General features: G+C 56.6%; 11 protein-coding genes. 8 read left to right on the plus strand and 3 right to left on the minus strand.

Features of this window, described 5'->3' with window-relative positions; translation table 11 throughout:
* Positions 1 to 5: 5 nt before the first annotated feature.
* From GNG26_RS17140 to GNG26_RS17150, 3 genes are read right to left on the minus strand one after another with little or no spacing between them, the layout of a single operon-like run.
* The gene (locus GNG26_RS17140; protein WP_114316964.1) at positions 6 to 536 is read right to left on the minus strand and encodes a 2-oxo-tetronate isomerase; all 531 of its coding nucleotides are present in this window, start codon (positions 534 to 536) and stop codon (positions 6 to 8) included.
* Entirely contained in the window at positions 533 to 985 is a 453-nt protein-coding gene (locus GNG26_RS17145; RefSeq protein ID WP_103180823.1) for a DUF421 domain-containing protein, read from the minus strand. Before GNG26_RS17145 ends, GNG26_RS17140 begins: the two co-directional genes overlap by 4 nt.
* A gap of 9 nt (positions 986 to 994) precedes the next feature.
* Positions 995 to 1,501, minus strand: coding sequence for a hypothetical protein (locus GNG26_RS17150; RefSeq protein WP_156239635.1), 507 nt, complete (start codon positions 1,499 to 1,501; stop codon positions 995 to 997).
* A gap of 142 nt (positions 1,502 to 1,643) precedes the next feature.
* On the opposite strand from GNG26_RS17150, the gene GNG26_RS17155 reads away from it, so the two are divergent.
* The 8 genes from GNG26_RS17155 to GNG26_RS17190 all read left to right on the plus strand — a co-directional run bounded on the left by GNG26_RS17155 (position 1,644) and on the right by GNG26_RS17190 (position 15,794).
* Positions 1,644 to 2,036, plus strand: a complete 393-nt coding sequence (locus GNG26_RS17155) for a YdeI family stress tolerance OB fold protein (protein ID WP_103822610.1) — start codon at positions 1,644 to 1,646, stop codon at positions 2,034 to 2,036.
* A 251-nt stretch (positions 2,037 to 2,287) separates the two neighbouring features.
* A complete protein-coding gene (locus GNG26_RS17160) occupies positions 2,288 to 3,937 on the plus strand; it encodes a ShlB/FhaC/HecB family hemolysin secretion/activation protein (RefSeq protein ID WP_370463900.1) in 1,650 nt (549 codons plus the stop codon).
* Positions 3,937 to 4,485 carry a toxin-activating lysine-acyltransferase gene (locus GNG26_RS17165; protein WP_156239637.1) on the plus strand — a complete coding sequence of 183 codons (549 nt, stop codon included), beginning with the start codon at positions 3,937 to 3,939 and terminating at the stop codon, positions 4,483 to 4,485. Before GNG26_RS17160 ends, GNG26_RS17165 begins: the two co-directional genes overlap by 1 nt.
* A complete protein-coding gene (locus tag GNG26_RS17170; protein ID WP_156239638.1) occupies positions 4,478 to 12,979 on the plus strand; it encodes a hemagglutinin repeat-containing protein in 8,502 nt (2,833 codons plus the stop codon). Before GNG26_RS17165 ends, GNG26_RS17170 begins: the two co-directional genes overlap by 8 nt.
* A 1-nt stretch (position 12,980) precedes the next feature.
* Positions 12,981 to 13,490 (plus strand): DUF2247 family protein, encoded by a 510-nt coding sequence (locus tag GNG26_RS17175; RefSeq protein WP_156239639.1) that lies wholly within the window; start codon positions 12,981 to 12,983, stop codon positions 13,488 to 13,490.
* Positions 13,491 to 13,930: 440 nt separating this feature from the next.
* Positions 13,931 to 14,413, plus strand: a complete 483-nt coding sequence (locus GNG26_RS17180; protein ID WP_156239640.1) for a hypothetical protein — start codon at positions 13,931 to 13,933, stop codon at positions 14,411 to 14,413.
* A gap of 106 nt (positions 14,414 to 14,519) precedes the next feature.
* Entirely contained in the window at positions 14,520 to 14,855 is a 336-nt protein-coding gene (locus tag GNG26_RS17185) for a hypothetical protein (protein ID WP_156239641.1), read from the plus strand.
* A gap of 423 nt (positions 14,856 to 15,278) precedes the next feature.
* Positions 15,279 to 15,794 carry an Imm70 family immunity protein gene (locus GNG26_RS17190; RefSeq protein WP_156239642.1) on the plus strand — a complete coding sequence of 172 codons (516 nt, stop codon included), beginning with the start codon at positions 15,279 to 15,281 and terminating at the stop codon, positions 15,792 to 15,794.
* The last annotated feature ends 54 nt before the right edge of the window (positions 15,795 to 15,848 follow it).

The following is a 15,848-nucleotide window of genomic DNA, read 5'->3' on the forward strand; positions in this document are numbered from 1 at the left end:
TCTCCTTAATGCAGTTGCTTTTTCCAGTGCGGGATCTGCCGCAACAGTTCAGAAAGCGCGTAGCGAACCGATTTCTCAATCACATCTTCGCACTCGCCGGTGAAGTGCTGCACGGCGGTAGTGACCTCGCCGCGAAAAGACCAGCCAAACCAGACGGTGCCTGCCGGGGTGCCATCCTCACCGCCGTCCGGCCCGGCATAACCGCTGATGGCAATGCTGATATCCGCGTCGGCAAGCTCCAGTGCGCCCTGCGCCATCTCGCCCACCGTCTGGCTGCTGACGGCGGTGTACTTTTCCAGGGTGGCATTGTTGACACCCAGTACCTTGTGTTTGGCTTCGTTGTTAAAGGTGACCACGCCGGTACCAAAGAACGAGGCGGTATCTTTCTCGGCGCAGAGCGCAGAGGCCAGGTTGCCGCCGGTGCAGGATTCTGCGGTAGTGAGCAGCCAGCCCAGATCGATCAGGACAGTTGATACCTGGCGGGTGAGTTCTTTGGTGGTTTTGGCCTGGTTCCAGACATTTTCATTTTCTTTCATGATGCACTCTCTTCAGGAATAATCGAAATATGACCATTACGTTCAAGTATGGCGTATTTAATTTCTTCCAGAGTGGTTATGCCGTGATTTTGCCGGGCAGAGACCAGAATGTCGTCGCAGGAGACATCGACTTTCTTTAATTTTTCGTTTTGCAGTTCACCGTGCACCACCAGAATAACCGGGGAGCCGTCGATGGCCGATTCCGCACCGGATATATATTTTTTCACCATGCCAAACAGCATATCCACCACCACCAGCGTAATAATGGTGAGCATGGCGCCGGTTACGGAAAAATCATCCCCCAGCAGCGCCTGTTGCGTAGCCTCACTAATAATTAATAACAGGATCAGATCGAAGCTGGTCATTTGCAGCAGCGCCCGCCTGCCGGCGATTTTAAATACCACCAGCAAAATCAGATAAATCGCCACCGCCCTGAGTATCATTTCCATGTTGGTGCCTTAGGGATAGATAAATTGCCAGAAAGAGAGGCCCGGTTGATTATTTACCGTGACAGAGAGGTCGGTTTTGCCGGGGCGTTGTGGGGTGGTATAGAGCCAGATGGTTAAATCTTTGCGCGGTTCCTGATAAACCAGCACGATCTCTCCGCCCTCGCTGTACATTTCATCGGGCTGTGGCCAGATATTATCGGTTTGCATCCGTTCCATATATTCGCCGCCAATGCGCAGCGTCAGCGGCGTAGTACTCTGTTCTGGCACGCTAATTTTCAACTCATTCGGCGTTTGCAAGCGTCCAAAACGTTCATACTCCACCTGCAGGTTGCCCGGAGCGTTAGTTTTTGTCGCTTCGCTAAAATAGCCGCCAGAAAAAAGCCCTAACAGCGCAGCGACGATAATGAGTATTAACAGAACAAAACCGAAGCGGTGCGCATCGTATTCAAACTGCAGGGCAGCATGACTCTGTTTGACACCGGGCAATTCAGGGGGATTTCCTTTGGCTTTTGCCATATATCACCGCACCGTCTCGTTAATTAATATTATGCAGCCAGATGATTTTTATAGATAAATTTGATTAAGACTGTTCTTGTTTGCAAATTAAAAAATAGCAACCAGGCTTAATCTGTCAAGCAGGCTAAACCAAGGAGGTCGTATGAAATTATCCGTCGCACCCTTATTGTGTTGTCTTATAATTCCGGCCGCGTATGCCGATGATAATGGTGGACTGAAGAAAGATACTGCTCCTCCTCCACCGCACGCGCTGGATGATGGTTATCGTGGGGCGGAAGATGCCCGCATCATGACTGTGGAGCAGGCCAAAGAGATGCACGATGGGGCTACGATCTCCCTGCGCGGTAATCTCATTGAAGGTTCCGGCGGCGATAAATTTAAATTCCGCGATAAAACCGGCACTATTGATATGGTGATCCCCCAGGCGGTATTTGATGGCCGTACCGTCCAGCCCGATAATATGATCAGCATTAACGGTAGTCTGGATAAAAAATCAAATCCACCGGTGGTCCGTGTCGACCGCATTCAGAAATAACGATAAATTTCACTTAAGTTTCTCGTGGATATTCCCGAATATCCACGAGAACCCTGCGGAATATATTCTCTAAGCCTTAACCTACCAGATTTAAGGAGCCAAAAACTCGGATAATTCCGGGCTTTAGGATTAATCCCCCTTTCCTTCCCCTCGCAATACTTAAACAATTTTACACAAATTCACATTGCCTTCTTTATTGCTTACACAGCACGGATTCGCCGATGAAAGCCCGACATAATATCGCCCTGATAATGGCGACAGCCTCTGGTCTGCCTTTAATGTTCTCTGCCCACGCGGCACCACCTGATAATCAATTTATTATTCAGCAGCAGCGCCAGAGAGCATTAGAGGAGCGATTAACCCCGCCGGTCCCGGATGTGCGCCTTTCAGAACCGTCGTCCGGCTCTGGCAAAATTGCCTTCCCGACCGAAACGCCCTGTTTTCCGATTAACCGCGTCGAACTGAGCGGCGAGGAGGCCCTGCCCCACTGGCTGCCGTTGCAGCGTATCGCGGACCAGGCACAGGGGCGCTGTCTGGGCGGTAAGGGCATTAACCTGCTGATGAGCACCCTGCAGAACCGCATCGTCGACCACGGCTGGATCACCACCCGCGTGCTGGCCCCGTCGCAGGATCTGAAGAGCGGCACCCTGAAACTTGCCATCGTGCCGGGCACTATCCGCCACGTGAAGCTGACCAAAGAGAGCGACGACTATATCCAGCTCTACAGCGCCTTCCCGGCTCATGAGGGCAACCTGCTGGATCTGCGCGATATTGAACAGGGGCTGGAAAACTTACAGCGCCTGCCAACGGTCGAGGCCAGTATGGAGCTGCTGCCGGGGGAAAACCCGGGCGAGAGCGACGTGGTCATCACCCGCAAGCAGAGCAAAATGTGGCGAATCGGCCTCTCGCTGGACGATGCTGGGACCGAAACCACCGGGCGCTACCAGGGCGGCGTAACGCTGTCGCTGGATAACCCCTTCTCGCTGAGCGATCTGCTCTATGTCTCTGCCAGCCACGATCTGAACGACAAGGGCGGCAAAGGCAGCAAAAACGTCACCGCCCACTACTCGGTGCCCTTCGGCTACTGGATGCTGGGCGTCACCGGTAGCGACTACGACTACCACCAGACCGTCGCCGGGCTGAACGAGGATTATCGCTACAGCGGTAAAAGCAAAAACCTCGACATTCAGCTCAGCCGGGTGCTGCACCGCAGCGGCTCGCAAAAAACCACCTTCTCTTACGACGTGCTGGCGCGAGAGACCCGCAACTATATCGACGACACGGAAGTGGGCGTTCAGCGCCGTCAGACCGCGGGCTGGCGCATCGGGCTGGATCATCGCCACTACATCGGCCAGGCGACGCTGGATGCGGGCATCAGCTATCAGCGCGGCACCCGCTGGTTCGGTGCCCAACCTGCGCCGGAAGAGTACTGGGGCGATGCCACTGCGCTCAGCAAAATTACCCTGCTGAGCGCCCAGCTCGACCTGCCGTTTGCCATCGGCACGCAAAACTTCCGCTACAACGTGCAGTACCTGCGTCAGATCAGCAACACGCCGCTGACGCCGCAGGATCAGTTCGCCATCGGCAACCGCTGGACGGTGCGCGGCTTTGACGGCGAACGCACCCTCAGCGCCAGCCACGGCTGGTACGTGCGTAACGACGTGGCCTGGCGCACGCCGCTGCCGAACCAGGAGTTCTATCTGGGCGCCGACTACGGCGAAGTGGGCGGCTACAGTTCGGATCTCCAGGTGGGTAAACACCTGGCAGGCGGCGTGGCGGGCCTGCGCGGTAACGCCTTTAACACCGGCTACGACCTGTTCGCCGGGACGCCGTTCTCGAAGCCGGACGGCTTTGAAACCAGCGATCTGACGCTCGGCTTTAACCTCAACTGGAGCTGGTGATGCGCGTCGGAGATCTGGATATCAAAGCGCCGCTGATCCTCGGCGGTGAGGAGAGCGAGGCCGAAGTGCTGGGCGCCACCGTCTGGCTGTGGATGCACTCCCCGATGCACCGGGATGCCCCGCTGCACGCCCTGCCCACCCTGCTGCTGCCGATCATCAAGCGCCGCCAGTACGTGCTGGTGAGCGAAAACGACCGTCCGGTCTTTTTCCTCAGCTGGGCCTGGCTGAACGAGGAGGCGGAAGCCCGCTACCTCACCCGCCCCGCCATCGAGATGCGAGAGGCGGACTGGGACAGCGGGGATCGGATCTGGTTCTGCGACTGGATCGCCCCCTTCGGCCATACCGCTGCGATGTACAACCTGCTGCGTCGCGATATCTTCCCCGACCACGTCTGCCGCGCGCTGTATCACCGCGGCGCGGCGCGTGGCAAGCGCGTGATGCTGTTCCACGGCAGCCGCGTCAGCCGTCAACACGCCAGAGAGTGGCAACAGAATCACCCGCTCGCCGTGAGCCTGCCGGAAGCGTTTAAAGGAATGAACCATGAATAAGAACCTGTACCGAATTGTCTTTAACAAAGCGCGCGGCATGCTGATGGTGGTGGCGGATATCGCCCGCTCCGGCCGCGCCGGTTCGTCCCGTTCTTCCGGCATTGGCCATACCCACAGCCAGCTTATCGGCAAGGTGAGCGCCTTAAGCTTTAGCCTGTGGCTGGCGATGGGGGCCGTGCAGACGGCGCAGGCCACTATCGTGGCCGACGCCGGTGCGCCAAAAAACCAGCAGCCAACGGTCATCAACAGCGCCAACGGCACGCCGCAGGTCAATATCCAGACGCCATCTGCTGCGGGGGTGTCACGTAACAACTACACCCAGTTCGACGTGGAGAGCAAAGGGGCGATCCTCAACAACTCGCACAAAAATGTGCAGACCAATATCGGCGGCATGGTGGCGGGCAACCCGTGGCTGGCGAAAGGCGAAGCCAAAGTGATCCTCAACGAGGTGAGCTCCCGCGACCCGAGCAAGCTGAACGGCATGATCGAAGTGGCCGGTAAAAAAGCCCAGGTGGTGATCGCCAACCCGTCAGGCATTACCTGTAGCGGCTGCGGCTTTATCAACGCCAACCGCGCCACTCTCACCACCGGCCAGCCGCAGATGAAAGACGGCGCGCTGACCGGGTTTAACGTCGAGCGCGGCGAAGTGGTGGTTGACGGCGCGGGGATGGATACCTCCGGCGCGGATTACACCGACATCATCGCCCGCTCGGTGAAGGTTAACGCCGGGCTGTGGGCCAACGATCTGAAGGTCACCACCGGGCGCAACAAGGTGGATGCCGCCCACGAGACGATCGAAAAAGGCAGTAACGATCCTGCCACCCGCCCGCAGCTGGCGGTGGACGTGGCCAGCCTCGGCGGCATGTACGCAGGCAAAATCCGCATGGTCGGCACCGAGAGCGGCGTCGGGGTACGTAACGCCGGGGCCATTGGCGCCCAGGCGGGCAGCGTGACGATCTCCGCTGATGGACGAATTGAGAACAGCGGTACCCTGCGCGCCGGCGACAGTGCCAGCCTGCAAACCGCAGGGGAAGTGAACAACAGCGGCGTGATGACCGCCGCGAATAACGTCCGGGTGAACGCCGCCAGCTTCACCGGCAGCCAGCAGAGCGTGCTGGCCGCCGGGGTCAAAAGCGACGGCACGCTCGCCGATGCGGGGGATCTGGACATCAGCACCGGCGGCCAGCTGAGCGCCCATGGGCAAACCCTGGCGGGCGGCAATCTCAGCGCCCGCGGTCAGGGGGTGGACGTCAGCGGCAGCCAGACCCAGGGCAAACGCGTGCTGCTGGACGGCGGCGCGGAAGGCGTGAGCACCGCCAGCGCGAAGGTCAACGCCAGCGAACTGACCGTGCGTACCGGCAAAATGCTCAATAACAACGGCGGCACGCTGGGGGCGGAGACCATCAGCGTCAGCGCCCACGACCTCAGCAACCAGAAAGGCAACATCGTCCAGCGCGGCAGCAGCCCCTTGGCGGTAGCGCTGCCGGGCACCCTCGATAACCAGCAGGGGCAGATTGGCGCGGCGAACGGCGTGCAGCTTAAGGCCGGGACCCTCGACAACACCGCCGGGCAGATCGTGGCGGTAGCGGGCAACACCCGGCTGGAGGCCGGGAGCGTAAACAATCAGCAGGGGTTGATCTCAGCTAGCGCGGGTGACGGCGAGATTGCCGGCCAGCAGGCGGTGAACAACGCCAAAGGCCGCATTGAGGCGGCGAAAACCCAGCGCATAAGCGCCGGAAGCCTCGACAACCAGCAGGGGGTGATTGTCGCCGACGGCGCAACCCTGGCCCTCAACGGCGGCGCCCTGGATAACCGCGACGGCGCCCTGCTCTCTCAGGGCTCCCTTAGCCTCGAGAGCGGCGCGCTGAATAACCAGCGCGGCTTCCTGGCGAGCGAGGGCGATTTTAGCCTGAGCGCGGAGGCTATCGACAACACCGACGGGCAGATTGGCGCGAACCGGACGTTGACCGCCGGGTTCGACACCCTCACCAATAACGGCGGCGCGCTGAAATCGGTCGGGGCTATGACCCTCAGCGGCGGCCTGCTGGATAACAGCCAGGGGACTACCTTCTCCGGCAACAGCCTGAATTTCAACGGCGGCACGCTGAATAATAGGTCCGGGCAGCTTGCTGCGACAGGGAGCCTGTCGCTGGGCACCTCGCAGCTCATCAATAATAAAGGCGTGCTGCAGGGCGACGGCGTGGCTGTCACCTCCGGCACGCTGGATAATAGCGCGGGCACCCTGAACAGCCTGGGGGCGCTGAACCTCTCGGCGGACAACGTGAATAACCAGGCCGGTACCCTGGCGGCCAGCGGCGCGGCGGAGATCGCCGCCACCAGCCTGGATAACCGCAACAATGGACGCATCATTGGCGAGGCCGATACCGCCCTGCATACCGGTAACCTGCAGAACGGCGGCGGAGAGATCCAGTCGGTGGGCGACCTGCTCCTCGACAGCGCCCAGGGTGTGGTGGATAACGTCTCCGGGCTGATCCGCAGCGGCAAAAGCGTGACCCTCAATGCCCTGGAATTTGTTAACACCAGTACGCTCGGTGAGAACCAGGGGCTGGAGGGCCAGAGCCTGGCGCTGAACACCGGGAGGCTGGATAACCAGCGCGGCAGTATCCTGGCGAATAACACCCTGAGCATCAATAACAGCGGCGTGCTGAACAACGGCGCGGGGGTGCTGGCCTCGGGCGATACCCTGGATCTCAGCGGTAGCGCCCTGAACCTGCTGAACGCGGACGGCACCCTGAAAGCGGGTAAAACGCTGAGCGTGGAGGCTCAGTCTCTGGATGCCAGCGGCCAGCTGCTGTCGCTGGGGGATATGACGCTTCACAGCAACAGCGGCGTGAATAACAGCGGCACCACCCTCGCCAACGGCAACCTGACGTTCACCACCGACGGCGATCTCACCAACAGCGGCCAGCTAATGGCGGGCAGCGTGCTGGACGTGCAGAGCGCGAACCTCACTAACCTCGCCAGCGGTGAAATCAACGCGGGCAGCACCACCCTGACGGCCAGCGGCACGGTACGCAACACCGGCCTGATCGACGGGATCGCCACCCGCATCAACGCCAACACCCTGACCAACATCGGCACCGGGCGGATTTATGGCGATGCGGTGGGCGTCAATACGATCACCTTTAACAACCTCGCTGAAAACGGCACCGCGGCGACGCTGGCCGGTCGCGAGCGCGTCAACCTCGGCGTGCAGACCCTGAATAACGCCGACCACGGCCTGATCTACAGTGCGGGCAGCATGAGCATCGGCGGCGCGCTGGATGACAACGGCGCCGTCACCGGCCGCGCCGGGACCCTCAATAACCACAGCTCGACTATTGAATCCGCCGGGGATATGGCGATTGCCGCCGGGCAGATCAACAACATCAACGACCACTTCTCCACTGAAGTGGTGCGGGTGTCGCAGGAAGAGCTCACCGACTATCAGCACACGGGTTCAACCAACCGCTGGAGTTCGACAGAAAAAGGCGTCTGGGTGGATGACAACTCCTCGGACGGGCTGCGTAACCTGAATACGCCAGACGATACCGGCGCCAATAACGACAACTTTAACCAGTACGACTACACCCGCACCATCGACGAAACGCGCATCAAAGAGAGCGACCCGGCGAAGATCCTCGCCGGAGGTAACCTGCTGATGACCGGCGACAAGCTGTTTAACGACAAGAGCCAGGTGATCGCGGGCGGCACCCTGGCAATCGACCAGATGGGCAGCGTGAAGAACGAGGACGTGCCCGGCAAGCGTTACACCACCGATGAGGGCACCGTCACCCACTACTACCGTATTCGCCACAAAGGCGACGATGAACAAGGGCGCGACCGCACGGCATACACCCCGCCCACCACCATTCAGGACATCTCTCTGAAGCCGGGCCAGCTGATCAGCAACGGCAGCGTCGAGGGCAGCAATCTCAGCATCACTCCGCGGGTAGCTCAGGGAACGGACGTGACCATTGGCCAGGCCGCCGGGGTGAAACCCGCCCCGCAGCAGACCGTTTCGCCGGGCGAGCCGGTGACCCCACCTGCCGGACAGCAGTTTGAAGTGACCCCATCTGACGGTGCGATCCGCATTATCGGCCCCAACACCACCCTGCCGGACAACAGCCTGTTCAAGGTGAACCCGTCGGCGGAGGTGCCGTACCTGGTGGAGACCGATCCGCGCTTCACTAACGAGCGCCAGTGGCTCGGCAGCGACTATATGCAGGACGCCTTTACCGCCGATGGCGACAACACGCTGAAACGGCTGGGGGATGGCTACTACGAGCAGCGCCTGATCCGCGAGCAGGTGATTGGCATCACCGGTCAGCGCTACCTGGATGGCTACAACAACGACGAAGAGCAGTACAAGGCGCTGATGGATCGCGGCATCACCTTCGGCAAGCAGTACGACCTGAAGATTGGCGTGGCGCTGACGCCAGAGCAGATGGCGCTGCTGACCGGGGATATCGTCTGGCTGGTCAACACCCGGGTGAAGATGCCGGACGGCTCCACCGAGAACGTGCTGGTGCCGCAGGTCTACGCCAAAGTGAAACCGGGCGATATCGACGGCTCCGGCGCGCTGATTGCCGGCAACAACGTCTCCATCAAGCTTAACGGCGACCTGTTTAACCGCGGCACCCTTGCCGGGCGCAAAGTCCTGCAACTGGACGCCGACAACATCACCAACCAGACCGGCACCATCCAGGGGGCGGACGTCAACCTCAACGCGCGCACCGATATCAACAATATCGGCGGTGCCATCGTGGGTGACAGCAGCCTGCTGGCCAACGCCGGACGCGATATCAATCTCACCAGCACCACCCTCAGTGCCGACAGCGTTAACGGCGAGAACCGCTTCGCCCGCACCACCATTGACAGCGTCTCCGGCATCTACGTCCAGGGCGACGACGGGAAACTGGCGTTGCAGTCCGGGCGGGATATCACCCTGACCGGGGCGCAGGTGATCGCCAGCGGCGAGAACGGCAAAGCGCAACTGGTGGCCGGGCGGGATATGAACCTCAACGATCTCCAGACCGCCAGCCGCGATAGCCTGGTGTGGGATGGTGACAACAGCCTGAAACAGGGGCAGACCAACAGCATCGGCAGCGAGGTGACCGGCAAAGGCGACGTGACCCTGGCGGCGGGCAACGACCTCAACGCCCGCGCCGCTGCCCTCTCCGCCGGGCAGGCGCTGAACGTCAGCGCCGGGAATAACCTGACCCTGACGGCGGGTGAAAACAGCCAGGATCTGGACGAACGGCATAAAGTGGTGGGCGGTAACGGCTGGCTGTCAAAAACCACCACCACCACCCGCGACCAGATCGCCCGTCAGACGGTGCAGAGCAGCGAGCTGAACGGCGACACGGTAAACCTCACCGCCGGAAACGATCTCACCGTGCGCGGCAGCAACGTGGCGGGCACGGGGGATGTAGCTCTGCTGGCAGGCAACAACCTGAGCGTGGAGACCCAGGCCGAACGCAATAACGAGCTGCACCTGAAGCAGGAGAAAAAATCGGGGCTGCTGAGCTCGGGCGGGATCGGCTTTAGCGTCGGCACACAGAGCATCAAAACCACCGACACCGGCGCGGACGCCACTCAGGCGGGCAGCACCGTCGGCAGCGTCGAGGGCGACCTGACCCTGCGCGCAGGGGATCGCCTGACGGTAAGCGGCTCCGATCTGGTAGCGGGTCAGGACATGACGCTGACCGGTAAAAACGTCGACATCACGGCGGTGAACAACCGCAGCCAGCAGACCCACGAGGTGGAGCAGAAAACCTCCGGGCTGACCCTGGCGCTCTCCGGTACCGTCGGCAGCGCACTGAACAGCGCCGTTGAGGCCTCCCAGCAGGCGAAATCCTCCGGTAGCGGTCGCCTGCAGGCATTGCAGGGCGTGAAGGCCGCGCTCTCCGGCGTGCAGGCTGCCCAGGCCGCACGCATGGACCAGGCGCTGGGGGCAGACAAATCAAACACCAATACCGTGGGCATCAGCCTCTCTTACGGCAGCCAGTCGTCGAAATCGACCCAGTACAGCGAGCAGAACACCGCCCAGGGCAGCACGCTTAACGCCGGGCGCGATCTCAGCGTTGTTGCCACTGGCAGCGGCGTGCGCGGCGCCGACGGGGATCTGACCGTGGAAGGCAGCCAGCTGAAGGCGGGCAACGATCTGACCCTCGCCGCCAACCGCGATCTGTATCTGCGCTCGGCGCAAAACACCCAGCTGCTGGACGGTAAAAACGAGAGCAAGGGCGGCAGCGTCGGAGTGGGCATCGGGTACGGCTCCGGCGGCGCGGGCATTAACATCTCCGCCAGCGTCAACCGCGGCAAGGGCAACGAGAGCGGCACCGGCACCACCCACAGCGAGACCACCGTGGACGCGGGCCGCCAGGTGAATATCCTGACCGGACGTGACGCCACCCTGACCGGGGCGCAGGTGAGCGGCGAAACGGTGAAAGCGGAGATTGGCCGCAACCTGACGCTCACCTCCGAGCAGGACAGCGATCGCTACGATTCAAAACAGCAGAACGCCAGCGCGGGGGGCAGCTTCAGCATCGGCTCTATGACTGGTTCGGCCAGCGTCAACCTCAGCCGCGACAAGATGCACAGTAACTACGACTCTGTCGTGGAGCAGACCGGGATCTTCGCCGGCAAAGGCGGCTACGACGTCACCGTGGGCGAGCATACCCAGCTCAACGGGGCGGTGATTGGCTCAACGGCGACCAATGACAAAAACCGTCTCGATACCGGCACCATTGGCTTCAGCGATATCGAAAACCGCGCCGACTTCGAGGTGGAACACCAGAGCGTGGGCATGAGCACCGGGGGCAGCATCGGCAGCCAGTTTGCCGGGAATATGGCGAACGGCCTGCTGGTGGGGGCGAACCGCGACGGGCATGACAGCAGTACCACGCACGCGGCAGTATCGGACGGCACTCTGATTGTCCGCGACCAGGATCGTCAGGTTCAGGATGTCAATCAGCTCAGCCGCGACGTGGAGCACGCCAACCAGACGCTCTCCCCTATCTTCGACAAAGAGAAAGAGCAGGAGCGGCTGATCGGCGAGATTGGCAATCAGGTGGCCGATATTGCCCGCACCGAGGGGAGCATCCGCGCCACCAACGCGGCGAAAGAGAAGCTGAATAACGTCAACGCGCAGGATCTGCAGGAGGCGAAAGCGGCGTGGGAGAAAGCCAACCCGGGCAAGACCGCGACGCTGGAAGACATTAACGGCCAGATCTACCAGACGGCGTACAACGATGCGATGAATGCTTCCGGCTTTGGCACCGGCGGGGAGTATCAGCGGGCGATTCAGGCGGCAACGGCGGCGGTTCAGGGGCTGGCGGGGAGCGATCTCAGCGCGGCCCTCGCGGGCGGTGCCGCACCGTACCTGGCTGATGTCATTGGGCACCGCAGCGGGTTGAGCGACGAGGGCAAAGTTGCCGCGCACGCGGTGGTCAACGCTGCGCTGGCCGCCGCTCAGGGGCAAAACGCGCTGGCGGGCGCTGCCGGAGCCGCCACGGGCGAGCTGGTGGGGATGATCTCCAAAGAGATGTACGGGAAATCTGCCGATGAGCTGGATGAAACGCAGAAGCAGACGGTTTCTGCGCTGGCGACGCTGGCGGCGGGGCTTTCCGGCGGCCTGGTGGGCGACAGCTCTGCGTCTGCTGTGGCGGGGGCGCAGGCGGGTAAGACGACGGTTGAGAATAACTATTTGAGCCAGAAACAACAGGCTCAGAGAGATAAAGAAATTGCCGAATGTCAGACTTTAGCTTGTAAGGCAGGCGCACAGGCTAAATGGACTGCGATTGACCTTGGACAGGATGGCAGCTTTGCAGCAGGGATGATCGCAGGCGTGCCGGCAGGACTGTATGATGCCGTTGACGGTATCGTAAAGGTCGGGGCAAATCCGCAGCAAACTTACGAAGCGCTGAAATCACTGTTTAACAGTGGCGATGTGTTAGGTAACGTTTCAGATGCGATAAAGCAGTCTTATATAGATCGTATTGACCATATGGAAGCAGAGTATAAGAAAGCTGGCGCAAGTGGTTCGTTTAATGCGGGGGTCGAAGGTGGCAAGCTGGTTACCGATATAGCTGGACTGCTTGCTGGTGGTGCAGGGGTGGTGAAAAACGGCGTCGTTCTCACGCAGAAGATTGTTGTGAAAACCACGAGTATGGTGGAAACAGCATTAAAATCTTCGGTTGTTAATAAAATTCTTAAAGCAGACAGAATTGGTAGTGGTTTAAAACCCGATCCCACTCATCGGGGGGCAAGTTATCTGAGCCGGGAGCAATTGATGGAGGGAAAAGTTTTCACGCTCAAAGGGGGTGATGGTGTAGAAAGAAAACTTCTTCAGGCTGAAGGTTCCTTTAATGATAAGAAAGGTATATATGAGTATATCTATGATAAGCAAGGGAACGTAACACACCAAAGATTTATTGAAAATGGTAAGATAACAGGTCTTCCTAATCAACGGCCACCGAAGGATAAGTGACATGACGTTATATCCGGTACCCTATGATTTTATTGTTGAAAATGCTCATCTTTCATGGTGTGAGGTGAAGTGGGGTTATGAAAATAATCTCATTGCATCAGACGTGCCCATAAAAATGGCGGAACAAATAGTCTTAACGGGAAGTTATGCTGATTCTGAACTTGAATTATCATTCCTTATGCCTGACAGTTCAAATCAGGTGTCTCTCTTTTTAGAGGAATTGTGTACAGGGTTTGAGCAAGAAAATGACTCGACGATTAGGCAAAAATGGTTGTTTATTGTTCTAAGCTGGCTTTGGAAAAATCGTGATAGTTTTGCAGATCCATTATCTGAAGTTGAAATTATTTATGCAGATTTTGACTACCCCACTGAAATAGAGGGTTTTGTTAAATATATGCCTGCTTCTGATGGATATGATCCATCAACGCATTCTCAGATGGAAAATATGAATCATTTAATGGAGAACTGGATGAATTATTTAGAAGAAAAGTTTGTCGAGTATAAAAAGTAAACATCCTAAAATCTGTGTCGGCACTTCAGAATGTCCCGTTTCAGGTTTTCAGGTAAGGAAGGCCCGATCATTAGCATCGGGCTATCAGGTTTTTCAGACATTTAGTCAAATGAAAAACAGCACTAAATCGTTTATTCACCTTGTTTACCTGTGCTGCGCAATAGGTCTGGCCGTGTTCATCCTGACGCTCCCTGGCCGTTTAGTCGGCGCAGGATTAGCATGGAACGTGAAGGAGGGTTTTCCTTTCTCTTTCAAGGACGTGTGGATATGTCTTGAGTTAACCTGGCTGGGGCTCCCTGCGGGTTTGATCATCTAGTTTTTTTATCACCGGTAAAAGCCAGGGCGGTATTAAGATAGCTCCAGTTTAACTGAATCTAATCTATCAATGATGGGCCGTCAGTAGAGAAACGATTAACCACAATGAAGACAAGAAACTTTAAATGACAAACAGAACTGTTAGCGAACTACAGGCGGGATTAGAGCGTAATCTGTTAAACGGCTATGTCGAATCCAATTCATTTAACGATCCGAATGAGGATGCTCTGGAATATCTGGGCATGCTGCTCGTGGAAGATCAACCCACGGCGCTAAAGTATTGCCAGAGATTTTTGCAGCAGTCCCAGGCCAATGATGAACTAAAATCAGCCGCACTTGATTTTTTACTACTGTCCAGTGAATGGAGTTTCGCGTATCAGTATCTTTATAGCCAGGCGGAAAGACTTTCTATCCCGGAACTTGAAAAGGCGTTTTTTTATTTTTATTGTGATAAAAACGAAGCCGCACCTCATCCCGTTCCCGAAGGGCTATTCACAAAATTGTTAGCACGATACGAGATTGTTAAGAATGAGCCCGATGCTTATTTTTATCATCTTCATGAAGCCTATAATGACTTTGTTGAAACACTTTCTGATAGGCGTAATTGACTTTAAATTGCCTGGCACTTTGTTAGCGGAATTTTGGCTATAAATTTGTTCTTTAACAAACAAGATATATTATAGTTGAGAAGTACACGCCAGATGGGGTTATAAAATGACAGTGGAATGGGCTAGTTTTATAGATGTTCTTGGTGAAAGGGAAGATTCTATTGGAGTTAACAACCTGTGTCATGCTATCGGTGAATCCCCGGTTATATCAGCTGATGCTGGCGAATATAATGATCCGGATGGAAAAACAAAGTACTATAAATTTTACCACTCGGGTATCGAGATGGGGTTTCGGAAAGACTGCTTAAGTCATATTCATTTTTACTTTGGCAATGAAGATGAATATTCACCGTTTACTGGTATATTCGGTGGTAGTATTGGCAAAGTGGCAACCGAGCAGCTACGGGGGCGACAGTGGGAGGGGTTGCTGGCAAAGAGTTAAAGATAAACTTAATAATGCAAAAAAGAAAAATGGAAAAATGGGAAAATTTAATATTAAGGATTTGGTTAAACTGGTTTGCGTATGTGTAAGTATATTGTTTATTGCGGTACTCATAAGCTATCTAATCGTTTCAGTAATCGTTTATTTTAAAATAAGTGTATTTGAGTTCGATTGGAGAGAAGCTTTCAGTGATGCCTTAAGGAAAGGCATCGCTGGCGGCTTAATACTTGCTTTCGGCATCTGGGTTAAAGCCAGGTTACAAGAGCGTAAAAAACAAAAAAGAAGCAGATAAATAAGCCAACAACAATCTCAGTCAGCAGACTGGGATTGTTGTAGAGAATAGCGCCCCTGGTGACTTCGCCACGGGGCAAGTGCCGGGTAAACCCACCGAGCAGGTGGCCGAAGAGCAGGTGAAGGCCGAAAATGAACGCTATAAGCGCGAAAAATGTAGGAATACTTGCAGCGATGACTCTTGCAGAAGTTGGGCCAGCGTCTGATGTAAAAGGTTTTTTCAATGTGGTGCTCTCTTTATTAGAAAACGGCACCAACGGTAGCAAATATCCCTGGATAATGGGAAAACTTTACCGTGGGTCTTTAGCTTATGATGAGCTTTACAAAGTCAAAAACGAGCTGGACTCCATTAAAAATGAATTATCAGCAATATCACCTGATAATATTGAGTGGTCGACATTTGGGATAGTTAAAAATCACTCCCGATTAAACTTTGATGCTGGTAATTTGTTTTTAGTCTTTGAACGGTTTTTTAAAGCTTTTGAAGAAGCATTAACATGTTCAGAGGCTTACTATCAAGCTTTTAATGAATATATACCTGTAAGATTAGGGTTCACCGACGCGCCGTATTATATTGATGATGTGAATAGAACATCAGAGCAATACAATGCATTAGGCCGAAATGATCCCCCTTTCTGGTTACGATAATGAATATTAAGATAGCTCCAGTTTATTCTGGAACTGGAGCTACTCTATCAATGG

The sequence above is a fragment of the Leclercia sp. J807 genome (assembly GCF_009734465.1).
Classification (GTDB): domain Bacteria; phylum Pseudomonadota; class Gammaproteobacteria; order Enterobacterales; family Enterobacteriaceae; genus Enterobacter.

Bases quoted from the DNA above. Each gene is read 5' to 3' on its own strand.
- GNG26_RS17140 (WP_114316964.1), bottom strand. From the start codon at position 536: ATGAAAGAAAATGAAAATGTCTGGAACCAGGCCAAAACCACCAAAGAA.
- GNG26_RS17145 (WP_103180823.1), bottom strand. From the start codon at position 985: ATGGAAATGATACTCAGGGCGGTGGCGATTTATCTGATTTTGCTGGTG.
- GNG26_RS17150 (WP_156239635.1), bottom strand. From the start codon at position 1,501: ATGGCAAAAGCCAAAGGAAATCCCCCTGAATTGCCCGGTGTCAAACAG.
- GNG26_RS17155 (WP_103822610.1), top strand. From the start codon at position 1,644: ATGAAATTATCCGTCGCACCCTTATTGTGTTGTCTTATAATTCCGGCC.
- GNG26_RS17160 (WP_370463900.1), top strand. From the start codon at position 2,288: ATGGCGACAGCCTCTGGTCTGCCTTTAATGTTCTCTGCCCACGCGGCA.
- GNG26_RS17165 (WP_156239637.1), top strand. From the start codon at position 3,937: ATGCGCGTCGGAGATCTGGATATCAAAGCGCCGCTGATCCTCGGCGGT.
- GNG26_RS17170 (WP_156239638.1), top strand. From the start codon at position 4,478: ATGAATAAGAACCTGTACCGAATTGTCTTTAACAAAGCGCGCGGCATG.
- GNG26_RS17175 (WP_156239639.1), top strand. From the start codon at position 12,981: ATGACGTTATATCCGGTACCCTATGATTTTATTGTTGAAAATGCTCAT.
- GNG26_RS17180 (WP_156239640.1), top strand. From the start codon at position 13,931: ATGACAAACAGAACTGTTAGCGAACTACAGGCGGGATTAGAGCGTAAT.
- GNG26_RS17185 (WP_156239641.1), top strand. From the start codon at position 14,520: ATGACAGTGGAATGGGCTAGTTTTATAGATGTTCTTGGTGAAAGGGAA.
- GNG26_RS17190 (WP_156239642.1), top strand. From the start codon at position 15,279: ATGAACGCTATAAGCGCGAAAAATGTAGGAATACTTGCAGCGATGACT.